Origin of the sequence: Rhodoferax sp. TS-BS-61-7 (genome assembly GCF_002943465.1) — a bacterium.
Classification (GTDB): domain Bacteria; phylum Pseudomonadota; class Gammaproteobacteria; order Burkholderiales; family Burkholderiaceae_C; genus Allorhodoferax.
The window spans coordinates 536,475-556,616 of sequence record NZ_PTQY01000003.1 but is presented as its reverse complement, the minus strand read 5'-3'; the positions used below and the strand labels follow the sequence as shown (position 1 = coordinate 556,616).

Below are 20,142 nucleotides of genomic sequence, written 5' to 3'. Positions count from 1 at the left end.
TTGTGGCGATTCAATGCCCATAGCTTACGAACGGAACCCCACCCCCACTACTGCGCGGGGGGCTATTCATTGATACTTTTTTTGCTTATAGGGTAAACACTGAGTTTGTATCAGTATCGCCCCGCGGCGGCTTAACGAATGCCGCGAATGTAGCGGTGCGCCTCGTTGTCGCTGGCGCCGAAGAGTGAGTCCGAGGCGCCAGGCAGGGGGGCGGGTTTGGTGTTGCCGCCAATCACACCAAACAAACGTTCGCGCGCCGGGCGCTGTGGTGGCGCCGGCACCATGGCCAGTTCCAGTTTGGCCGCCCATTCACCCAGGTCGGCATGGCCATCTTCCTGGGCGCTGGCGCGTGCAAAACGCACGATCTCGGCGGCATATTCGGTGTTGCTGGCCATCCATTCGGTGTCGGTCACGCGGCCGGTCTTGCGGCGCAGCAGCACGTGCAAATGGGCGGCAATCGCCAGCTTTTCACTGTTCAACATGCAACACTCCTTTGAGTTTGACCGTTCAGGTACCCAGATGCTCCCGGTGCTGGGACACATCCAGGCCTGTGAGTTCGGAGTTCTCGTCCACCCGCAGGCCCACAATCACCTTGGTCACCCACAGCAGCGCCCAGCTCATGAGCCCGCTGTAGACCAACACCACCAGCACCCCCAGCGCCTGGGTGGCCACGCTGCCACTGACGCCTGAAATATTCTTGCTGGCAAAGTAGCCCGTCATCAATGAGCCCACGATGCCGCCAATGCCATGCACGCCAAACACGTCCAGCGAGTCATCGGCATTGAGCATGCGCTTGAGCCCGGTGGCACCCCAGTAACAGGCCAGGCCCGCCACGCCACCAAAAATGACTGCCGCACCCGGTGTCACAAAACCCGCTGCGGGGGTGATGGCCACTAGCCCGGCTACCAGGCCCGAACACAGGCCCAGCAGCGAAGGGCGCCCGCGCATGATCCACTCGCCCAACATCCAGCTCATGGCTCCGGCAGACGCCGCAATGTGGGTGACCGCCATGGCCAGGCCTGCGCGCCCGTCAGACGCCACGGCCGAGCCAGCGTTAAACCCAAACCAGCCTACCCACAGCAGGCCCGCGCCGGCCATGGTCAGGCCCAGGTTGAACGGCTCAAACGGCTCGCGGCCATAACCCTTGCGTGCGCCCAGCATGTAGGCACACACCAGGCCCGACATGCCGGCGTTGATGTGCACCACCGAGCCACCGGCAAAGTCCAGCACGCCCATTTGCACCAGCCAGCCACCGGGCTCCCACACCCAGTGGGCAATGGGCGCGTAGACCACAATGGACCACATGCCAATGAACCACAACATGGCCGAGAAGCGCATGCGCTCTACAAAGGCGCCCACAATGAGTGCGCCCGTGATGATGGCAAAGGTGAGCTGGAACATGGCGTAGACCGACTCGGGAATGTTTGGCGCTATGTGGCTTACGGCCACCTGGCCTGCATCCTTCATGTAGTTAAGACCCGTGAACCAGAGCCGGTCGGTACCGCCCAGCCAGGTGCTGCCGGGCGTAAACGCCAGCGAGTAACCCACCGCAAACCACAGCAGGCTCACCAGTGCCGCAATCGCCACCACACTGGCCATGGTGTTGATCACGCTCTTCTTGCGCACCATGCCGCCATAAAACAGGGCAATGCCGGGCAGCGTCATCAGCAACACCAGCGCCGTGCTGGTCATCATCCAGGCGGTGTCGGCCGCGTTCAGGCTGCTTTGGGATACCAGGCCGGGTTTGGTGAGTGCGGGTGGGGCCGGCGGTGCGCTATCGGGTGTGGGCGCTGCGGCCGCCGGCGTGGCCACGGGGGGCTCCGGGGTCGGGGCTGCCGCAGGCGCTGGTGCGGCGGCGGGTGGCGCATCGGCCACGGTGCCGCTGGCCGTTGTTTGTGCAGGAGCCGCCAGGCTCCAGGCCAAAAACAAAATCCCCAAACACGGGGCTACCCACTTCGTTCCGAATCGGTGCATTGTTTTCCTCTGTGCGGTCCAACAGAGGCCTCAAAGCACAAGCCGTGCCAGTCGGCGCGGGGCGAGGCCCCGGTCGTTCAGGAGTAGGTCACCCAGTCCGCGTACTGCGCATCGTCCAGATGCGGCAAGGTGTTGTAGGTCACCAGCATGTGGCGCTTGGGGGTGTAGGCAAATTCGGTGATCGAGGCATTGCGGATGCGCAGGTTCAGCTCAATCGTGGTTTCGGGCGTAGTGCCCAGCACATGGCCCACCGCGGTGGAGATGGGCCCGCCGCTGCTCACAATCAGCACGTTGCCCGTGTGCCGCTGGCGCACATGGTCCAGCGCGCTGGTCACGCCTTCCACAAAGTCGGGGTAGTTGGGCATGCCCTGCGGGCTCACCACGCCATTCATCCACTGCGTGAGGCCATCGCGCAGCAGGCGAAAGTGGTGGCGGTACATCTCGGGCGTGTCGGCCTTGGGCAGCGGTGCAGGATGAATCGCCTGGACCACCGCCGCACTGTCGTATTCGTTCAGACCCGGCCACTCCAGCGCCTCGTGCGTCAGTCTCGCGCCCTTGGCAATGCCGGCCCAGGTCTGCGCATGGCGGCGCAGCGTGCCCACCATCACCGCCTCAAACTGCAGCCCCTTGTCCGCAAAGTATTCCCCCAGCCGCACGCTCTGGCGGTGACCCAGCTCGCTGAGGTTGTCGTAGTCTTCGGCCCCAAACGAAGCCTGCCCGTGGCGTACCAAATAGAGATTTCCCATGGGGAGGATTTAAGCCGAATTGGCACTTGGCGCTTGTTGCGCTTGCGACAGAAGCTATGAATTTGGTAGCAACTGAGTTGAGGCGTGAAAGGGCTAATATCGGTCTTCCTTCTCCCTCCGATTCTTTCAGGACATCGCGCCATGCAACGCCACAGTCACATCAAGCCCGTTACCCAGAACGGGGGAGCCACCATGGCGCTGCTCAACGTGTTGAGCTTGGGTAGCCAAGAAATTACGAGGGGCAAATTCAGTGATGCGGAGGAGGTATTTGTCCGTTTGGATGCGGTATCAGGATGTGAGTATCCTTATGTGGTTTCGAATAATTCGAATGATGCGTATACTTCAAATAGATGAGGCCATAAAAACCTCCATTTGAAGTAGCCATTGCAGGAGAACCCCCATGACCCAACAAATACTTGATCCAGCGAGCGAAGCGGAAGCTGAGATGGCAGGTGCTGCGCGGGCATGCATCATGGCGGCTTTGGACCATTCCAAAGCGGAAACAATCCAGGTGACGATCAACGCAGGCGATGGGAAGGATGCTCCCGTCTTGAGTCTTCCTCCGCGTGCCTTGCGTTTTTTTGCAGATGTATTGAGACAAATGGCTAAGCGTGAGCCGATGGTCTTGGTTCCTCAGAAGCTTGAGTTGACGACCCAGGAGGCTGCGGCCTTGCTCAATGTTTCGCGACCTTTTGTCATCAAAGAGATCCAAGCGGAGAGATTGAAATGCCGGTTGGTCAACCGGCATCGGAGAATCGAGTTTGAAGAGCTCATGCGTTATCAGCAAGCGCAGAAAAAACGTTCAGAAGAAGCGCTTCAAAGACTCAGCAAGCTTTCCCAAGAAATGGGCGAAGAGCTTTAAATGGCCGGTAGCGCAAGATACACGGCAGTTCTGGACGCCAATGTCTTGTACCCCGCGCTGCTGCGGGATGTGTTGCTGAGCCTTGCGCACTCAGATTTGTACAGCGCCAAATGGAGCGCACACATTCGTGACGAATGGACACGCTCTCTACTGAGAGACCGGCCAGAGAAGCGCGAACAAATTCAAGCTGCTGTGGAGGCCATGGAGGAAGCCATTCCCGATTGCCTCGTGACGGGATATGAACATTTGATTGAGGGCTTGAACCTTCCGGATTCCAACGACCGGCATGTGCTGGCTGCAGCCATTGCTGGGCATGCCGACGCCATCATTACGTGGAATGAAAAAGACTTTCCGAGAGATGTTCTTGACTCGTTTGGTATTGAATTGCAAACTCCCGATGAATTCGTATTGAATCAACTCATGCTGCGCGGGACTATTGCCTTAACGGCGATCAAAGCCATGCGTGAACGATGGGCGCGCCCCGAAGTGAGCGCCATGGCGCTTGTCGAACTCCTTGAAAAAAGAGGTCTTCCACAAACCGCGGCACATCTGCGTGATGTGGTTGGGCTGATTTAACTCAGCAGAATTTCGGCAAACACCGCCGAGTCCACATTCCCCCCGCACAGCGTAATCCCCACCGTCTGCCCCTGCAGGCTTGCGCGTTCCTGCATGGCCGCGGCAAAGCTGGCGGCGCCGGCGCCTTCGGCCACGTTGTGGGTGCAAGCGAAGATGTCGCGCATGGCCTGGGCCACCTCGACGTCGGTCACCTGCACGATGTGGTCGATCTCACCCAGCAGGATGTGCAGCGCCTCGGGGTCGGCCACGCGGCAGGCCATGCCGTCGGCGAGCTGGGTGGTGACTGGGGCTTCGACGACCTTGCCGGCCTTCAGCGAATCGGCATAGGTGGTGGCATGGGCGCTGACCACGCCGACGATGCGGGCCTGGTGGCCTAGCGCGCGCTTGGCGGCCACGGCGCTGCAGGCGCCGCTGCCTTGGCCAATGGGCACGTAGATCACATCGATATCGGACGCGGCCTTGAGCAGCTCCCACCAGTAGGTGGCCACGCCGCGCAGCAGGTCGGGGTGGAAGCTGGGCACCATGTGGGCGCGGCGCTCTTTGGCCAGGCCGATGGCGTATTCGCGGCTTTCCTGAAAGTCGGTGCCGTGTTCGATGAGCGAAACGCCCAGCGCACGCATGGCGGCGTTTTTCTCCACCGAATTGCCATGCGGGACCACGATGGTGCATGGCACGCCGTGGGCACGTGCGGCCCAGCCAATGCTCTGGCCGTGGTTGCCGCGCGTGGCGCTGATCACCTCGGCAGGCAGCGCGCCGCGCTGGGCCAACTGGTCAAAGTAGGTGAGGCCGCCGCGGATCTTGAAGGCGCCCACGGGCGTGTGGTTCTCGTGTTTGACCCAGCAGGTGGTGCCCAACAGGCTGGCGAGCTGGCCCCAGCGGTATTGCGGTGTGGGGCCGAATTCGCGGTAGATGACTTGCGCGGCAGCTTCGATGTCGTGCAGGGTGGGGAGCTGGGCGTTCATAGCAAAACCTTTCCTTCAATACAGGTGACCGAATCGCCACCCACCCACACCTGGCCAGCCGCATCCTGTTCGATGAAGACGCGCCCGGCGCGGCCTATGCAGGTGCCCTGGGCGGCCACGTAGCGCGGAGGGGTGATGCCATCGGCAATCAGCCACTGCGCCAGGCTGGCGTTGAAGCTGCCAGTGACCGGGTCTTCCAACACGCCGATGTCGGGCGCGAAGAAGCGCACTTCCACGGACGGTGTGTCGTCGTCTCCAGAGGCCGTCGCGGCGTCACGGGCGCCAAAAGCACGCGCCTCGCGGTTGCTACGTACTATCAAATCAGGAGCTGCTGACGCAATGTCCATGCCGGCCACACCCACACCAGGTACCAAACCTTTGAGCGCAGCGGCATCGGGCTGCAGCGCCAACACGGTGTCCATGCTGTCCAGCAGCAGGCCCAGCCAGGTGGGGCCGTTGTTGAGCCATTGCGCGCCCAGTATCTGCTGCGACTGCAGGCCCAGCGCCGCGGCCACTTGCGCCAGCAGCGCGGCATCGGGGGCGCTGCGTTGCAGACTTGGCGCGGCAAAGGCCAGGCGCGTGCCGTCGCGGCGCAGCTTCACCAAACCCTTGGCGCACTCCTGCACGATCACATCCGGCGCTTGGGGCGTGCCACCCGCCTGCAGCCAGGCGTGGCAACTGCCCAGCGTGGGGTGGCCGGCAAAGGGTAACTCGTCGCCCGGCGTGAAGATGCGCACACGGTAGTCCGCGCCCTGGGCGGCCGCCTCGGGGCTGGGTGGCAACAAAAAGGTGGTCTCGCTCAGATTGGTCCAGCGCGCAAAGCCTTGCATGGTTTCCGTGCTGAGGTCGCTGCCGTCCAGCACCACGGCCAGCGGGTTACCCAGGTAGGGCTGGGCGGTGAACACGTCCACCTGCTTGAAAAGGCGTTGGCGCATGGGCGCTCCCGAACGGGTTGTGGAAATTCAGAGGGCGGCGGTGCCGCGGATGCAGGTGACCGAGTCGCCCCCCACCCAGACCTGGCCGCTGCTGTCCTGCTCGATGTGGACGCGGCCTTCGCGCTGCACGCAGGTGCCCTGCGCCACCACGTACTTTTTGGGCATGTACTCGTCTTCGATGAGCCACTGCGCCAGGCTGCCGTTCAGGCTGCCGCTGACCGGGTCTTCCTGGATGCCTTCCATGGCTGCAAAGGCACGCACTTCCATCTCGCTGGCCACGCCGTGCTGGGTGGTCGCGGCGGCGGGCATGGAGGCCACGCCGACCTTGATGCCCAGGTGTTTGAGTGCCAGGTGGTCGGGTTGCAGCTGCAGCACGGTCTGGCGGTCGTCCAGCAGGATGCCCATCCAGTCGGTGCCATTGCTCAGGGTTTGGGCTGCCACCACCTGCGCGGCCTTCAGGCCCAGGGCGGCTGCCACCTGGGCCAGCAGGCCGGGGCTGGGGTTTTTGCGCTGCAGGGCCGGTGCGGCAAACGCCAGGCGCGTGCCATCGCGGCAGATCTGCACCAGCCCGCCCTTGCACTGCTGGACGATGCGTTTGGCGTTCTTGGGTTTGCCACCCGCTTCCAGCCAGGCGTGGCAGCTGCCCAGCGTGGGGTGGCCGGCAAATGGCAGCTCCAGCCCGGGCGTGAAGATGCGCACCTGGTAGTCCGCGCCCTGCGCCGCCGCCTCGGCCGTGGGCGGCAACAAAAACGTCGTCTCGCTCAAGTTGGTCCAGCGCGCAAAGGCCTGCATGGCCTCGTCGCTCACACCCGCGCCGTCCAGTACCACGGCCAGGGGGTTACCCAGATACGGCTGGGCGGTGAACACATCGACTTGGGCGAAGGGGCGCTGTTGGGACACGGGTGGCTTTCTGAAGGTAGGGGGAACTATGAAAGGGGAAGGTCAAGCACGCCGCGGGTAGCGGGCCGGCTCAGGATGCTGGCGAACCAGCGTTCCAGGTGGGGCCACGCGGGCCGGGGCTGGGGCAGGCCAAACCAGCGGTGCACATCACATGCGGCGGGAATGTCGGCCATGCTGAAATGCGCGCCGCCCACATAGGCACGGGTGGCCAGGTGGTCGTTGAGTTGGGCCATGGCCGGCTCGGTAGCGGCGGTGGAGCGGGCGATCACTGCGGCATCGCGCTGCTCGGCCGGGGTGCGGAACCACTGTGCAAACGCCCCTCCACTGTCGCGGTTCAGCGTGGTTTGTTGCCAGTCCATCCAACGTTCGGCATCAAAGCGTGCGGCCAGGTCTTGGGGGTACAGCGTGGCGTCGCCGTACTTGGCGCACAGGTAACGCACGATGGCATTGCTCTCCCACAGAACGAAGTCACCGTCCTGCAGCGTCGGCACTAGGGCGTTGGGGTTCATGGCCAGGTACGCGGGGGTTTTGACCACACCAAAGGCCATGCCCGCATCGCTGCGGGTAAAGGCCACGCCGGTTTCTTGCGCGGCCCACACCACCTTGCGAACGTTCAGCGAACTCAGGCGCCCCCAGATGTGCACGGCCATGGTCAGCTCCGTTGGGCGTGGATGGCTTCGGCCAGCGCAGCCACACCGCGGTGGATTTCTTCCACGCTGGGGGTCACAAAGCTCAGGCGCATGGAGCGCGCATCGGCGTTGCCGGCGTAAAACGGCGCACCGGGCACAAAAGCTACACCCTTGTCCACCGCGTGGGGCAACAGGTCCACGGCGTTCATGCCGGCGGGCAGGCGCGCCCAAAGGAACATGCCGCCCGCGGGGGTGTTCCAGGTGAAGGTGCTGTCGGCGTTGGCCGCGTGGGGGCCTTGGGACTCGGGGAAATGTTTGGCCAGTGCCTCCAGCATGGCGTCGCGCTGCGACTTGTAGAGTGCGCGGATGGTGGGCACATGGCGGTCCAGGAAGCCGTTTTGCATCACCTCAAAAATTAGGCGCTGGTTAAAGCCGGGGCTGTGCAGGTCGGCCGCTTGTTTGGCCTGCAGCAGCTTGGGGTATACCGCCTTGGGCGCCACGATAAAGCCCATGCGCAGGCCGGGTGCCAGCACCTTGGAAAACGACCCCAGGTAAATACCGCCCTCGGGGTTGCGTGCGGTCAGCGGGGCGGGGGGCGCCTGGTCAAACCACAGATCGCCATAGGGGTTGTCTTCCATCAGCGGCAGGCCGCTGCGGGCGGCTTCCGCGCTCAGGGCGGCGCGGCGCGCCTCGGTCATGCTGCGGCCGGTGGGGTTCTGGAAGTTGGGCAGCACATACAAAAAGCGTGCGTCTTGGGACTTGTCGCGCAGGTCGGCAATGCCCACACCTTCGTCGTCACTGGCCACGCTCACCACATTGGGTTCCATGGGCGTGAACGCCATCACGGCGCCCAGGTAGGTGGGGGATTCGACCAGCACCTTGCTGTTTTTGTCGATGAGGATTTTGGCCACCAGGTCTAGGCCCTGTTGCGAGCCGGTGGTGATCAGTACCTGGGCGGGGTCTACGTTCCAGGTCACCCCGGCGGCGGCGCTTTGCGCCTTCAGCTGGGCAGCCACCAGCTCGCGCAGCGGGCCGTAGCCCTCGGACGCTGCGTACTGCAGGGCACCGGCAGGGTCGTCTTTGAGCACCTTGGCGCAGGCGGCTTCGAACTCGGCCACGGGGAAGGTCTTGCTGCTGGGCAGGCCGCCCGCAAAACTGATGATGCCGGGTTTTTCGGTCACTTTGAGGATCTCGCGGATCACCGAGGGGTTCATCTTGGCGGCACGTTCGGCCAGGGTCCAGTGGGTGGAGTTCGTCATGGTTGTCTTCTCTCAAAAAATCAGGTTCAAGGCATGAGCATAGGGTAGAGCGAGGCCACCAGGGCCAGCGCCATGGTGACGTTGAAGATGCGCAGGCGCAGCGGGTCTTGCAGCAGGCCGCGCATGGCCTGGCCAAAACCCACCCAGACCGCCGAGCATGGCGCACCCAGCACCAGCGACATCAGCGCCAGCAGCAGCACCTGGGGCACGCTGGCGTCGGGCGGCAGGTAGGCGCTCATGGCGGTGACGATCATCACCCAGGCCTTGGGGTTGATCCACTGGAAGGCGGCCGCGCCCCAGAAGCCCAGGGGTTGGGGCGCGGGGGCCTCGGGGTCTGCATCCGTAGGGCGGGCGGTTGCCAGCTTCCAGGCCAGCCACAGCAGGTAGGCCGCGCCGCCCCAGCGCATCAGCTGGTAGAGCGCGGGAAACTGGTCCAGCACGGCGTGCAGGCCCAGGCCCACGCACAGCAGCATCACGGTGAAACCGATCTGCACGCCCAGCAGATGCGGCAGCGAGCGGCGCACGCCGAAGTTCACCCCCGAGGCCATCAGCATGGTGTTGTTGGGCCCCGGCGTGATGGAGCTCACAACCAGAAACAGGGCGGCGGCGATCATCAAATCGTGGCTCATGCAGCGGCCACTTTCAAGGGCGATTGCACCGGCATGCGCCGGCCGATAAAGACGGTGGCAATCACCGCCACGCCAAAGGCCACGGTCACCGCATCCAGCCGCTCACCGAGCAGCGGCACGGCAAACAGCATGCCCAAAAACGGCTGCAGCAGCTGCACCTGGCTCACGCGCACCGTGCCGCCCAGGGCCAGGCCCTTGTACCAGGCAAAAAAGCCCAGCCACATGGAGAAGACGGACACATAAGCAAACGCCACCCAGGCGCTGGCGGGTAGGGCTTGGGTAGGGAACTGCCACACCGCCAGCGGCAGGTTGATGGGAAGCGAAATCAGCAGTGCCCAGCAAATCACATGCTCGGCCCGCATGCGCTGCGAGAGCCGCCCGCCATGGCCGTAGCCCACGGCCGCACAGGCCATGGCCAGCAGCAAGAGCACATCGGCCATTTGCAGCGACAGGCCGCTGTGGCCCGAGCGTAAGAGCGCAAACGCCACCACCAGCGCCGTGCCGGCCAGCGCGCAAACCCAAAAGCCGGTAGACGGCCGCTGCCGGTTCAGAAAGGCGCCCACCACCGCGGTAGCCAGTGGCAGCACGCCCACCATCACGCTGGCGTGCACCGCCTCCACATGGCGCATGGCGATGGAGGTGAAGATGGGAAAACCGAACACCACACCCAAAGCGACCAGCACCAGCGGCCCCCAGGTGTCGCGTGGTGGCAGCGGCGCCTTGCCCCACCACAAAAACAATGCGGAGAGCACCCCCGCCACCACAGCGCGGCCCACGGCGATGAACAGGCCAGACATCAGTGGCGCTTCAGGCGTGCCCACGGCCAGGCGGGTCATGGGCAGGGTCATGGCAAAGATGGTGATGCCCAAAAGGCCCAGCCACAGGCCTTTTTTGAGGTTGGACGTGTTTGACGTGCTCATAACGATCCCATCCAGGCGGCCGTGGCCACCAGCACGGCAGCCATGCCGCGGTTGAACCAGCGCAGGCGCTGCGCTGTGGCCTCACCGGCCACGACCGGGCCACTGAGCCAGTCGCGCAGCAGGGAGCCAATGGCGGCGTAGAGCAGGTTGCTGAAGAAACCAAAGGCCAGCATCAGCGGCAGCGTGATGGCAAACCGCGCCAGCACATCCTCGCGCCCGGCCAGCCAGCCGGCGGTCACGGTCAGGCCCAGCATCCAGGCCTTGATGTTGAGAAACTGCAGTGCCACACCCTGCCAAAAGGTGACGTTGAGGCGGCTGGCATCCGCCTCCCCCAGGCTGCTGGCGCGGGCCAGCTTGACGGCCAGCCACAGCAGGTAGGTTATGCCCAGCCACTGGATGGCGCTGCGCAGCAGCGGCACCGCCACCACCAGCGCGCCCAGGCCACCGGCACACAGCGTGAACAGCAGGCCCCAGCCCAGCGGCACCGCCAGCACAAAATGCAGCGCGCCACGCAGCCCCCGGTTGGCCGCCAGCGCGGTGGACAGTGTGGTGTTGGGCCCCGGTGTGAAGCTGGCCGCAGTGGAGAGCAGCAACAGCGCCGTGAATTCGGCAGCGGTAAAGGTGGTGAACATGCGATTCACTGTACTTTGAAAAACAACACACTTGCAGTACAGTTTGTGTGAACAGAAACCAAACTGTATTGCTGGCACGGCCAGCACAGAGGATGTCCCATGCTCATGAAAACCGCGGCTCACAGCTTGGCCGAACAACTGGCGGCGCTGTTTGCACAGCGCATTCGCGACCGCCTGCTGGCGCCCGGCGCGCGCCTGCCCTCGGTGCGCCTGTGTGCGCAGCAGCAGGGCGTGAGCCCGTCCACCGTGGTGGGCGCGTACGACCAGCTGCTGGCCCAGGGCCTGGTGGAGGCGCGCAAGAACCGCGGTTTTTATGTGCGCGAATTGCCCTCGGTGGCCGTGGGGAGTGCGCAAGCCGCTATCGAATCAGGAGCGCATGGGGTGGCCAACCTGATGCTCACCGTGCCCCAGCGCTACGCGCCACTCAACGCCACGGCGCTGATCCGCGGCATGTTCAAGGGCGTGAGCAACAAGCCCCAGCCCGGCATGGGCGTGTTGCCCAAGGAATGGTTGCAGTCCACTTTTTTAGCCACGGCCGTGCGGCGCAGTTGCAGCGTGGAGGCGCTCAATGCGTTTTCGCTGCAATACGGCGAGCCCGCCGGCGATACCGGGCTGCGCCGCGCGCTGTCCACCAAGCTGGCCGGTCTGTCGGTACACGCGGCGCCCGAGCAAATCATCACCACCGTGGGCGCCACCAATGCGCTGGACGTGGTGAGCCGCACCTTGCTGCGCGCGGGCGACTACGTGATGGTGGAAGAGCCAGGCTGGGCCATTGAGTTTGCGCGGCTGGATTCGCTGGGCATGCGCATCCTGCCTGTGCCGCGCCGCGCCGAGGGGCCGGACCTGGAGGTAATGGCGCGTTACTGCGAGGCACACAAACCCAAGCTGTTTGTGAGTGTGAGCGTGTTCCACAACCCCACGGGGTTTTGCCTCTCGCCCAGCAGCGCCTACCGCATCCTCCAGCTGGCCAACCAGCATGACTTTCACATTGTTGAAGACGACACCTACAGCCACTTTGCCCCCGAGCATTCCACGCGCTTGTGTGCGCTGGACGGCCTGCAGCGCACCATCTACGTGGGCGGTTTTGCCAAAATTTTGGCGCCCAACTGGCGCGTGGGCTACATGGCTGCACCTAAAGACCTGGCCGAACGCCTGCTGGACACCAAGCTGCTGTCCACCCTGACCACGCCCGCGCTGCTAGAGAAAGCGCTGGCCTGGTGTATCGACCAGGGCCAGCTGCGCCGCCATGCCGAGCGCATCCGCACCCAGCTGGACGGTGCCCGTGCGCGCAGTGTGAAGCTAGCGCTGGCGCATGGCTGTACCTTCGCGTCCGACCCGGTGGGCCTGTTTGGCTGGGTGGAGACCGGCGTGGACACCGACGCCCTGAGCCAGCGCATGCTGGACGAGGGCTACCTGCTGGCGCCTGGTGCGCTGTTCCACGCCCAGCGCACGCCCAGCAGCCTCATGCGCATCAACTTTGCGAGCACGCAGGAGGCGCAGTTCTGGAAGACCTTTGCGCGGCTGCGTGATGAGCAGCTGGGCAAGACGGCCTCTGCGGCCAAGTAACGAATTGATTTCCAAGGAGATAAAGATGGTGACCTGTTATTTGCGCTACGTGATCGACCCCTTCAAGCTCGCCGAGTTCGAGCACTACGGCAAGCTGTGGATTCCGCTGGTGGAACGTTTTGGTGGCCAGCACCATGGCTACTTTTTGCCGTCCGAGGGCGCCAACAACATCGCCCTGGCCATGTTCAGCTTCCCCAGCCTGGCGGCGTACGAGACTTACCGCCAACAGTCCTTCAACGACGCGGAATGCCAGGCCGCGTTTCGTTATGCCGAAGAGACGCGCTGCATCGTGAGTTACGAACGCACGTTTTTCCGTCCGGTGTTCCGGTGAGCATGGCCATGCAGATTCGCCCCGAAACTCCGGCCGATGTCGACGCCATCACGGTGTTGACCGCCGCGGCCTTTCTGAACGCGCCGCACACCAGCCACACCGAACAGTTCATCGTCAACGCACTGCGTGCGGCAGGCCAGCTCCGTGTGTCGCTGGTAGCCACCGATGGCGTTGCCGTGTTGGGTCATGTGGCGGTGTCCCCGGTCACTGTGTCCGACGGCAGCACAGGCTGGTACGGTCTCGGGCCTATATCGGTCGCACCCGCGCAGCAAGGCAAGGGTATTGGCAGCCAGCTCATGCAGCAAGCCGTTGCGGCGCTACAGGTCTTGGGTGCGGGCGGCTGTGTGCTGCTGGGCGACCCTGGCTACTACGCCCGTTTTGGTTTTGCGCCCCAGCCCGGTTTGACGTTGGACGGCGTGCCCCCCGAGTACTTCATGGCGCTGCGCCTGGGTGGCCCGCTGCCGCAGGGCACAGTGCAGTACCACGCTGCATTTGAGGCGACTGAGTAATGTTGAATTTTGCTATTTATTTGATAGCTGCTTGCGCAATAACCACGGCCTAGGTGGCCAAAAAGGCTTGAAATTCAGGCTGCGGCGGCCAGGGAGCGCAGCAGGGCTCGGTTGACCTCGTCGGCCTGCAGGTCGTGGGCGCGGCAGACGTCGCGGATGACTTTGGTGTTGCCGCTCTCCAGGGCGCTGGCCGCTTCCAGCCAAGGGGCGTAGGGGCCGGTCTGGCCCAGGATGGCGGAGGCCACGCGGCCGGGCAGGGGCAGGCGGTGCAGGGCGGCGCCCAGGTTTTCGCCCAGCAGCAAATCCACCTGCGAAAAGATGCCGCACAAAAATACCTCGCGGCGCAGCTCGTCTTCAATGCCCGCATCAGCCAAGCGTTCCATGATGCGTGCGCGCAGCACGATGGCGGCGCGGATGGGTTGCAGGTTGGCGTCGCTGCTGGCGTGGGGCATTTGTTCCATGAGCCAGGCGCGCAGACGGCTGTAGCCCAGCGTCATGAGGCCCTGGCGCACGCTGCCGATTTCGGTGCGCAAGGACAGGGCGGCGGAGTTGGCGTAGCGCAGAAAGCGGTAGCTCAGCAGCGGCTCGTTGCCCATGCGGTGTTCCAGCGCTTCCAGCGATTCGTCCGCGTCAATGGCGTGCACCAGGTCCAGCAGCAGCTGGCGCGCGGGTTGGATTTGTTTGTAGCGGTAGCCATACAGCATTTCCTCAGTGGGCCAACCGGCCACGCCCCAGACGGCCTGGTGGTCCAGCGCGTGCTCGACCAGGGCCTGGCTGGCCAGACCTTCGTACAGGGCGCCGGGCACGATGGGCGATACCCAGGCACCGGGGCCGGCAGTGCCACCGTCATGGCTGCGTTGCAATGCGGCGCGTAGGGCGGCCAGGGCATCGTGCGGGGTGATGCTGCGCAGGGTTTTGTGAAACAGGCCCTGCAACTCGGCAGCTGGTGGCTGGCCCGCTTCGCCGCGCCAGAGCAGGCGCACCCCGCGTTGTTGGGCTTTACGCACGCGGCCCGCCAGCAGGGCGTCGCCCAGCCAGGCATCGGGCACTTCCAGCCACAGGCTCTGGGCAGGGGTGTGGTCCAGCAGGTCGCTGAGCAGGGCCGGCGTGCGGACCACCAGGATCTGGGCCTCCAGGCTGGCGGGCCAGAGTTCGTGCAGGGTGTGCAGCAGGTGTTGTGCGTCCACCGCACCGCTGAGGTGGGGCTCCACCACCAGGCGCGTGGCGCAGCGCTGGCGCCACGCGTTCCACACAGGCTGGTAGCCCATGGTCACGCTGCCCAACACCGAGTTGCTCATGGCTTATCCAATGAAGTTGAACAGCGACAGCTTTTGCACCTGGGCATAGGACTGCAGCGCGGCCGAATAGCCGGTCTGCTGGTTCTGGAAGTCGGCAATGCCTTTGATCATGTCCAGGTCTTCGGCGCGCGAGCGGTCGGCTTCCAGCTGTATGCTGCGCGACTCTTGGGTGGAGGTGATGCGGTCGGCCCGGTTGAGCAGGTCACCGGCTTGGCCACGCACGGCGGACACCCGCTCCATGCCGATGTCCAGATTGCCCAGCGCCTGGGCTACGGCTTGTGAGGCGGCGTTGGCATTGACGGCGGTGCCGATGTCGCGGATGGCATCGTCCATGACGCTGAAGATGCTGGGGCTGGTGTCTATGGTGATGGCGTCGCCGGCCACGGGCAGGCCGTTCACGGTCATGGACAGGCCGGGCATGGCCGTGATGGTGAAGCTGGGCGCCAGGTTGGACGGGAAAGAGGCGGTCAGGCCCGACTGGGTGGGGCCGGCCACGGGCGGGCCTTCGGCTACGCTGTACGTCACTGTGGTGGTGCCGGCCACGGTGGACACGGCATCGATGGTGATGGAGTAGCTGGAGCCATTGACCAGGGTGGGGTCGACCACCGTGACGGGGCCTGTTTGCAGCGTGCGGTCGGTCGGGATCTGGGACAGGGTGACGTTGTAGGCGCCATCGCGGCGGCCTTGCAGCATGAAGGCACTCTCACCATCCAGCGTGCCGGGAATGGCGTTTTCGCTGGCGGCGGCCTGGCCGGGCAGCCCCAGAAAGCTGTAGTCGGTGGGCGGCGAGTTGGGGCCGGCAAAAGGCACTTGGCCACTGCCCAGGGCGGCAAACAAAGGCAGGCCGTTGTTGTCTTTGCGGTTGGCCATGGTGAGCACCTGCTCACGCAGGCCTTGCAGTTCCACGGCAATGGTGCGGCGTTCGGCGGCGGTGTTGTTGCCGTTGCCAGCCGACACGGTGAGTTCGCGAAAACGCTGCAGCGCGCTGGTGATGTCGCCCAAGGTACTTTCGGCCGAGGCGATGGAGTTTTTTTGCGCCTCCAGCGCGCGCTGGTCGGTGGCAATGCGGGCCAGGCGGGTGAGCGAGCGCTCGGCCTGGGCGGCGCCCGTGGGGTCGTCGCTGGGGCGCACCACGCGTTTGCCCGATGTAAGGTTTTCTTGCAGGTCGGCCAGCTTGGTCTGGCGCGCCGTGAGGTTGCGCATGGCCAGGTCGTAGGTGTTGGCGGTGCCCAGGCGAGATAAAGAAGTGGCCATGGTGGTCGTCCTCCGGGGCCTCAGCGGTTGAGGCCTTGCATCAGGGTGTCAAAAATGCTTTGCGCGATCTGGATCATTTTTGCCGAGGCCTGGTAGGCCTGCTGGTACTGCAACAGTTTGGCAGCTTCTTCGTCCAGGTTCACGCCCGATACGCCAGTGCGGTCTTTCTCCAGGTTGGTGGCGATGGAGCTGGACACCTCGGCGGCATAGGCAGCGCTTTGGCTGCGGATGCCAATTTGCGAGATCAGGCTGGCGTAGCCGTCGGTCAGGGCGGCGCCATCGAACATGGCCATATCACGCAGGTTCATCATGGCGGTGGCGTTGCCCGCATTGAGCTTGTAGTCCACGCCGTAAGCCGGGTCTTTGATGTCGATGACCGTGAAGGTGTCGCCCGGCTTGGGCGAGCCTTGCAAGGTAAAGGTCCAGCCGGTCAGCGGATCGTTGTAGGTGGGCGGCAGCGTGGGGTAGTTGTTGGGGTATTCGGCCTCAATGGCCTGGCCCGGCGTGTAGGTGAACACGGTGGTGTTGGCCACCGGGGTTTCGTCGCTTCGGGTGTAGGTGTTGGTGCCGGTGAAGGTAAACACCACCGGCGTGGCCAGCGACATGGGCAGGGTGCGCGCACTGATGGACACTTGCTTGAGGCTGCCCTGGTTGGTGCTGCCCATGGAGCCCGCAATCGGGCTGGCTACGGCCAGGTTGCGCGGGGTGGAGAACACGCTGTCGATATTGCTGGCCGAGGTGCTGAAGGGTTTGAGCAGGAATCGGTCGCCCACGTTGGGCGTGCCCGAGACGAAGATGTCCAGCCCATCCACATTGGCCAAGGCGCCGGAGGCGGGGGCGGGCGTTTGTGGAAAGCTGACCACCAGGCCGTCGGAACGGCGCGTGATGGAGCCCGAGGTGGCGGAGCTGAAGTTGATCTCGTAGTCCGACGCGGCGAACTTGCTGACGTCGGTGATGGCCAGGGTGAGGCCGCCGGTGCCGGTGTTCAGCGTGGCCGGAGGCACGGGCTGGCGAATGTTTTGCCCATTGAAGGTGGCCGGGGTGAACAGGTTGCCGCCAAAGTTGCCATCCAGGTCCAGGCCCAGTTGGTGTTGCGCGTTCATGGCGGTGCTCACGGCCATGGTCAGGCGCCCCAGCAGGTTGCGGCCTTCCACCAGGTCACTGTTTTGAAAGCGCAGCAGGCCGGCCACCTCGCCGCCGCCCAGCGCGTTTTCATCCAGCACCACGGTGAGGCCGTTGCGGGTGATGGCGAGTTTGTTTTTCAGGGTGTCACCAAAGTCATCGCTCACGATGGAGACGGGCGACACCGTGGTGCCCAACACCAGGGCCTGGCTGCTGGCCAGAAAAATACCCACCGTGCCGTCATCGGCCGGGATGGAGGTGGTTTGCACGTACTGGTTGAGTTCGCGCACCAGTTGGTCGCGGCGGTCTAGCAGGTCGTTGGGCGGTTGGCCGGTGCCCTGGGCGCGGGCAATCTCGTCATTCACATCGGCAATGCCGCGGGCCAGGGTGTTGATGGCGTCTGCCTTCTGGCGCAGCTCTTGGTCCACGCCCTGTTGCAGGTCGTCCAGCGCCTGCGAGGCGGCGCGCATGCGCGAGGCAGTTTCGTCCACCCGGGTCAGCGCCACGGTACGGGCGGTCAGGTCGGTAGGGGCGCTGGCCACGTCCGAAAACGCGTTCAACATCTCGCTGATGGCGGCCCCCAGTCCGCTGGTGCCACCAGGGAAGATGCCTTCGAGCTGGCTGAGCTTGTCGGAGCGGGTGACGTCGGCTGACTGCACCGAGCTGGCCAATGTGGACTGGCGGGTCAGGAAGGCGCTGAAGTTGCGCTGGATGGTTTGCACATCCACGCCCTTGCCAATGTAGCCACCACCGGAGAACTGGCCCTGCACCGTTTGCAGTGTGACGGTCTGGCGTGAATAACCTGGCGTGTTGACGTTGGCAATGTTGTTGCCTGCCGTCTGCAGCGCCACCTGGTTGGCTTGCAGTGCACGCGTGCCGATGTTGAGAATGCTCATGGTGGCGTCCGGTTACACCTGCAGGCGGCGCAGGTGCAGGGTGGTGTTGATGGCGCGGCTCAGCTTGGCGGCGTACTCGGGGTCGGTCGCGTAGCCGGCTTTTTGCAGGCCTGTCGCAAAGGCCTGGGCCGAGCCTGTTTGGGCCCGGGCTTTGGCGTAGCGGGGGCTCTCGGAGATCAGGCGGGCATAGTCCTTGAAGGAGTCTTCATACGAGTCGTAGGCGCGGAACTTGGCCACCTGCTTCTGTGCCACGCCGTTGACGTATTCGGTGGTGGTGACCTCGGCGACCTTGCCAGTCCAGCTGGCGCCGGCCTTGATGCCAAACAGGTTGAAGGAGTTGCCGCCGCCTTTGGTTTTGATCTGGGCGCGGCCCCAGCCGGTTTCGTGGCCTGCCTGGCCCAGCATGAAACTGGCGGGAATGCCAGTGGCCTTTTCGACCTTGCTGGCTGCGTCGGAGTGCTGGCGTACAAAACTGGCCTGGCTCTCGGTGGGCGTGCGTTTGATCTTGACCGGTGGCAGAGTGGCATCTGAAGCCGTGGCCCGTGGGGCGGTGGACGGTGTGGCACTGCCCAGTGTTTGGGGGCGTATGGGCGTGGCGGCATCGGTGCCAGGCTCTGCGGTGATGCCCATTTGGCGGGTCAGCTGCTGCGCAATCAGGTCCGACAGGCCACCGGGCTGGCCGGACATGCTGACGGCCAGTTGCTGGTCCAGCAGGTCGGTGCCCAGGTCACTGCCAGGGTTGTCCAGCATGCCGGATTTCATGGTGGCCTCGCGCATGCTTTTGACTAGCTCGCGCATGAACAGGGACTCGAATTGTTTGGCGGTTTCCTTGATCGCTTCGGGCGAGTTTTTGCCCGCTTGCAGCTTCAGGTTGCCCAGCGACTGGGTGTCTACCGCCAGGCTTTGCATATTGCCCAGTGAAGACGTTCCGAGACTGTTGCCGTAGCCCATGTCAGATGACCTCCAGCTCCGCGTTCAGCGCACCGGCCGACTTGATCGCTTGCAGAATGGCCAGCAGGTCTTGTGGTGTGGCGCCCAGTGAGTTGAGGGCCTTCACTACGTCGGTGAGCTGTGTGGCTGCGGGTAGCTGGATCAGCTTGCCAGCTTCCTGCTTGATGTCGATGTTGGCCTTTTCTCCGACCACGGTTTGCCCGCCCGACAAGGCATTGGGCTGGCTGATGACCGGGGTGGAGGACACGCTGATGGACAGGTTGCCGTGCGCCACCGCGCAGGGGCCCAGGGTGACGGCCTGGTTCATCACGATGGAGCCGGTGCGGGAGTTGATGATGACCTTGGCCGCGGCGATCGAGTTTTCCACGGTGAGTTCTTCCATCTCGGCAATGAAATTCACACGCTCATTCGGGCTGGTGGGCGCTTTGACCTGTACGGTGCGGCCGTCCAGCGCTTGGGCAATGCTGTTGCCAAAGCGGTTGTTGATGGACTGGGCCACTTTGCGGGCGGTCTGAAAGTCCGAGGCGCTCAGGCTCAGGTTGATGGTGGGGCCCTCTTGCAGGGCGGTGGGGACGCTGCGTTCCACCTGGGCTCCGTCCGGAATGCGGCCCGCGCTGAGGTGGTTGACTTGCACCTTGCTGCCGCCCGCGGCGGCACCGGCACCGGCCACGATCAGGTTGCCCTGGGCCAGGGCGTATACCTCACCGTCTGCGCCCTTGAGGGGGGTGGCAATCAGGGTGCCGCCCTTGAGGGATTTGGAGTTGCCGAGCGACGAGACGTTGATGTCCAGCATCTGACCTGGGCGCGCAAAGGCGGGGAGTTGGGCAGTGACCAGCACGGCAGCCACGTTTTTCATCTGTAGCTGGGCTTGGGACGCTGCGGTGAGCGTGAGGCCCAGTTGCTCCATGTAGTTTTTGAGGCCCTGGGTGGTGTAGGGCATCTGGGTGGTCTGGTCACCCGTGCCGTCCAGGCCCACCACCAGCCCAAAGCCGGTGAGCTGGTTGCTGCGCACGCCCTCGATGGAGGCGACTTCTTTTATGCGCGTGGCCATGGCCGGCCCGCTGCCTGCCACGACAAGCGCCACACACAGACCGCCCAGCCAGCGGCGGCCGGAGGTGATTGCTGTTGGGTTCCAGTGTTTCATGTGCAGAGTCGGTAACGGGGACGGTCCGACTGGACCTGTTACCCCTC

The 20,142-nt window shown here is 64.3% G+C and carries 22 protein-coding genes; 6 read left to right on the top strand and 16 right to left on the bottom strand.

Annotation, left to right across the window (positions count from 1 at the left end; translation table 11 throughout):
- Positions 1–131: 131 nt before the first annotated feature.
- From C5F53_RS20510 to C5F53_RS11355, 3 genes are all read right to left on the bottom strand, one after another.
- A complete protein-coding gene (locus tag C5F53_RS20510; protein WP_236635345.1) occupies positions 132–482 on the bottom strand; it encodes a hypothetical protein in 351 nt (116 codons plus the stop codon).
- A gap of 25 nt (positions 483–507) precedes the next feature.
- Positions 508–1,974 carry an ammonium transporter gene (locus C5F53_RS11360; protein WP_105261465.1) on the bottom strand — a complete coding sequence of 489 codons (1,467 nt, stop codon included), beginning with the start codon at positions 1,972–1,974 and terminating at the stop codon, positions 508–510.
- A gap of 77 nt (positions 1,975–2,051) precedes the next feature.
- Positions 2,052–2,720: a histidine phosphatase family protein gene (locus C5F53_RS11355; protein ID WP_105261464.1), complete on the bottom strand. Its 669-nt coding sequence runs from the start codon at positions 2,718–2,720 to the stop codon at positions 2,052–2,054.
- A 141-nt stretch (positions 2,721–2,861) separates the two neighbouring features.
- Here C5F53_RS11355 and C5F53_RS20130 point away from each other — a divergent pair, with 141 nt between their 5' ends.
- The 3 genes from C5F53_RS20130 to C5F53_RS11345 are packed head-to-tail and all read left to right on the top strand — an operon-like array spanning position 2,862 to position 4,158.
- Complete coding sequence (locus tag C5F53_RS20130; RefSeq protein ID WP_146097343.1) at positions 2,862–3,074, top strand: hypothetical protein; 213 nt, start codon at positions 2,862–2,864, stop codon at positions 3,072–3,074.
- Positions 3,075–3,120: 46 nt separating this feature from the next.
- Positions 3,121–3,582, top strand: a complete 462-nt coding sequence (locus C5F53_RS11350; protein WP_105261463.1) for a helix-turn-helix domain-containing protein — start codon at positions 3,121–3,123, stop codon at positions 3,580–3,582.
- Positions 3,583–4,158: a PIN domain-containing protein gene (locus tag C5F53_RS11345; protein WP_105261462.1), complete on the top strand. Its 576-nt coding sequence runs from the start codon at positions 3,583–3,585 to the stop codon at positions 4,156–4,158.
- On the opposite strand, the gene C5F53_RS11340 is transcribed toward C5F53_RS11345, so the two are convergent.
- The 8 genes from C5F53_RS11340 to C5F53_RS11305 are packed head-to-tail and all read right to left on the bottom strand — an operon-like array spanning position 4,155 to position 11,024.
- The gene (locus C5F53_RS11340) at positions 4,155–5,120 is read right to left on the bottom strand and encodes a threonine dehydratase (RefSeq protein WP_105261461.1); all 966 of its coding nucleotides are present in this window, start codon (positions 5,118–5,120) and stop codon (positions 4,155–4,157) included. The genes C5F53_RS11345 and C5F53_RS11340 overlap by 4 nt on opposite strands.
- Complete coding sequence (locus C5F53_RS11335) at positions 5,117–6,055, bottom strand: PhzF family phenazine biosynthesis protein (protein WP_105261460.1); 939 nt, start codon at positions 6,053–6,055, stop codon at positions 5,117–5,119. The genes C5F53_RS11340 and C5F53_RS11335 overlap by 4 nt, the downstream gene beginning before the upstream one ends.
- Positions 6,056–6,082: 27 nt before the next feature.
- Complete coding sequence (locus tag C5F53_RS11330) at positions 6,083–6,955, bottom strand: PhzF family phenazine biosynthesis protein (protein WP_105261459.1); 873 nt, start codon at positions 6,953–6,955, stop codon at positions 6,083–6,085.
- A 26-nt stretch (positions 6,956–6,981) separates the two neighbouring features.
- Positions 6,982–7,605 carry a glutathione S-transferase family protein gene (locus tag C5F53_RS11325; RefSeq protein WP_105261458.1) on the bottom strand — a complete coding sequence of 208 codons (624 nt, stop codon included), beginning with the start codon at positions 7,603–7,605 and terminating at the stop codon, positions 6,982–6,984.
- A gap of 2 nt (positions 7,606–7,607) precedes the next feature.
- Positions 7,608–8,843 carry a PLP-dependent aminotransferase family protein gene (locus tag C5F53_RS11320; protein ID WP_105261457.1) on the bottom strand — a complete coding sequence of 412 codons (1,236 nt, stop codon included), beginning with the start codon at positions 8,841–8,843 and terminating at the stop codon, positions 7,608–7,610.
- A gap of 26 nt (positions 8,844–8,869) precedes the next feature.
- A complete protein-coding gene (locus tag C5F53_RS11315; RefSeq protein ID WP_105261456.1) occupies positions 8,870–9,472 on the bottom strand; it encodes a LysE family translocator in 603 nt (200 codons plus the stop codon).
- Complete coding sequence (locus tag C5F53_RS11310) at positions 9,469–10,392, bottom strand: DMT family transporter (RefSeq protein WP_105261455.1); 924 nt, start codon at positions 10,390–10,392, stop codon at positions 9,469–9,471. The genes C5F53_RS11315 and C5F53_RS11310 overlap by 4 nt, the downstream gene beginning before the upstream one ends.
- The gene (locus tag C5F53_RS11305) at positions 10,389–11,024 is read right to left on the bottom strand and encodes a LysE family translocator (protein WP_105261454.1); all 636 of its coding nucleotides are present in this window, start codon (positions 11,022–11,024) and stop codon (positions 10,389–10,391) included. The genes C5F53_RS11310 and C5F53_RS11305 overlap by 4 nt, the downstream gene beginning before the upstream one ends.
- Before the next feature lie 99 nt (positions 11,025–11,123).
- Here C5F53_RS11305 and C5F53_RS11300 point away from each other — a divergent pair, with 99 nt between their 5' ends.
- The 3 genes from C5F53_RS11300 to C5F53_RS11290 are packed head-to-tail and all read left to right on the top strand — an operon-like array spanning position 11,124 to position 13,430.
- Complete coding sequence (locus C5F53_RS11300; RefSeq protein WP_105261453.1) at positions 11,124–12,590, top strand: PLP-dependent aminotransferase family protein; 1,467 nt, start codon at positions 11,124–11,126, stop codon at positions 12,588–12,590.
- Between the two features lie 25 nt (positions 12,591–12,615).
- Positions 12,616–12,921 carry an NIPSNAP family protein gene (locus C5F53_RS11295; protein WP_105261452.1) on the top strand — a complete coding sequence of 102 codons (306 nt, stop codon included), beginning with the start codon at positions 12,616–12,618 and terminating at the stop codon, positions 12,919–12,921.
- A gap of 2 nt (positions 12,922–12,923) precedes the next feature.
- Positions 12,924–13,430 carry a GNAT family N-acetyltransferase gene (locus C5F53_RS11290; protein WP_105261451.1) on the top strand — a complete coding sequence of 169 codons (507 nt, stop codon included), beginning with the start codon at positions 12,924–12,926 and terminating at the stop codon, positions 13,428–13,430.
- A gap of 74 nt (positions 13,431–13,504) precedes the next feature.
- Here C5F53_RS11290 and C5F53_RS11285 read toward each other — a convergent pair whose 3' ends face one another.
- Genes C5F53_RS11285 through C5F53_RS11265 form a run of 5 tightly spaced genes read right to left on the bottom strand, consistent with a single transcriptional unit; the run spans position 13,505 to position 20,095 of the window.
- Entirely contained in the window at positions 13,505–14,728 is a 1,224-nt protein-coding gene (locus tag C5F53_RS11285) for an HDOD domain-containing protein (RefSeq protein ID WP_105261450.1), read from the bottom strand.
- A gap of 3 nt (positions 14,729–14,731) precedes the next feature.
- Positions 14,732–15,982: a flagellar hook-associated protein FlgL gene (gene flgL / locus C5F53_RS11280; protein ID WP_105261449.1), complete on the bottom strand. Its 1,251-nt coding sequence runs from the start codon at positions 15,980–15,982 to the stop codon at positions 14,732–14,734.
- 20 nt (positions 15,983–16,002) lie between these two features.
- A complete protein-coding gene (gene flgK, locus C5F53_RS11275) occupies positions 16,003–18,000 on the bottom strand; it encodes a flagellar hook-associated protein FlgK (protein WP_105261448.1) in 1,998 nt (665 codons plus the stop codon).
- Between the two features lie 12 nt (positions 18,001–18,012).
- On the bottom strand, positions 18,013–18,951 hold the full coding sequence (gene flgJ / locus C5F53_RS11270; protein WP_201740834.1) for a flagellar assembly peptidoglycan hydrolase FlgJ: 939 nt from the start codon (positions 18,949–18,951) through the stop codon (positions 18,013–18,015).
- 1 nt (position 18,952) lies between these two features.
- Positions 18,953–20,095: a flagellar basal body P-ring protein FlgI gene (locus C5F53_RS11265; RefSeq protein WP_105261446.1), complete on the bottom strand. Its 1,143-nt coding sequence runs from the start codon at positions 20,093–20,095 to the stop codon at positions 18,953–18,955.
- Positions 20,096–20,142 lie beyond the last annotated feature (47 nt).

Bases quoted from the DNA above. Each gene is read 5' to 3' on its own strand.
- C5F53_RS11265 (WP_105261446.1), bottom strand. From the start codon at position 20,095: ATGAAACACTGGAACCCAACAGCAATCACCTCCGGCCGCCGCTGGCTG.
- C5F53_RS11360 (WP_105261465.1), bottom strand. From the start codon at position 1,974: ATGCACCGATTCGGAACGAAGTGGGTAGCCCCGTGTTTGGGGATTTTG.
- C5F53_RS11340 (WP_105261461.1), bottom strand. From the start codon at position 5,120: ATGAACGCCCAGCTCCCCACCCTGCACGACATCGAAGCTGCCGCGCAA.
- flgK (WP_105261448.1), bottom strand. From the start codon at position 18,000: ATGAGCATTCTCAACATCGGCACGCGTGCACTGCAAGCCAACCAGGTG.
- C5F53_RS11350 (WP_105261463.1), top strand. From the start codon at position 3,121: ATGACCCAACAAATACTTGATCCAGCGAGCGAAGCGGAAGCTGAGATG.
- flgL (WP_105261449.1), bottom strand. From the start codon at position 15,982: ATGGCCACTTCTTTATCTCGCCTGGGCACCGCCAACACCTACGACCTG.
- C5F53_RS11345 (WP_105261462.1), top strand. From the start codon at position 3,583: ATGGCCGGTAGCGCAAGATACACGGCAGTTCTGGACGCCAATGTCTTG.
- C5F53_RS11300 (WP_105261453.1), top strand. From the start codon at position 11,124: ATGCTCATGAAAACCGCGGCTCACAGCTTGGCCGAACAACTGGCGGCG.
- C5F53_RS11305 (WP_105261454.1), bottom strand. From the start codon at position 11,024: ATGTTCACCACCTTTACCGCTGCCGAATTCACGGCGCTGTTGCTGCTC.
- C5F53_RS11285 (WP_105261450.1), bottom strand. From the start codon at position 14,728: ATGAGCAACTCGGTGTTGGGCAGCGTGACCATGGGCTACCAGCCTGTG.
- flgJ (WP_201740834.1), bottom strand. From the start codon at position 18,951: ATGGGCTACGGCAACAGTCTCGGAACGTCTTCACTGGGCAATATGCAA.
- C5F53_RS20510 (WP_236635345.1), bottom strand. From the start codon at position 482: ATGTTGAACAGTGAAAAGCTGGCGATTGCCGCCCATTTGCACGTGCTG.
- C5F53_RS11295 (WP_105261452.1), top strand. From the start codon at position 12,616: ATGGTGACCTGTTATTTGCGCTACGTGATCGACCCCTTCAAGCTCGCC.
- C5F53_RS11325 (WP_105261458.1), bottom strand. From the start codon at position 7,605: ATGGCCGTGCACATCTGGGGGCGCCTGAGTTCGCTGAACGTTCGCAAG.
- C5F53_RS11320 (WP_105261457.1), bottom strand. From the start codon at position 8,843: ATGACGAACTCCACCCACTGGACCCTGGCCGAACGTGCCGCCAAGATG.
- C5F53_RS11335 (WP_105261460.1), bottom strand. From the start codon at position 6,055: ATGCGCCAACGCCTTTTCAAGCAGGTGGACGTGTTCACCGCCCAGCCC.
- C5F53_RS11355 (WP_105261464.1), bottom strand. From the start codon at position 2,720: ATGGGAAATCTCTATTTGGTACGCCACGGGCAGGCTTCGTTTGGGGCC.
- C5F53_RS11310 (WP_105261455.1), bottom strand. From the start codon at position 10,392: ATGAGCACGTCAAACACGTCCAACCTCAAAAAAGGCCTGTGGCTGGGC.
- C5F53_RS11290 (WP_105261451.1), top strand. From the start codon at position 12,924: ATGGCCATGCAGATTCGCCCCGAAACTCCGGCCGATGTCGACGCCATC.
- C5F53_RS20130 (WP_146097343.1), top strand. From the start codon at position 2,862: ATGCAACGCCACAGTCACATCAAGCCCGTTACCCAGAACGGGGGAGCC.
- C5F53_RS11315 (WP_105261456.1), bottom strand. From the start codon at position 9,472: ATGAGCCACGATTTGATGATCGCCGCCGCCCTGTTTCTGGTTGTGAGC.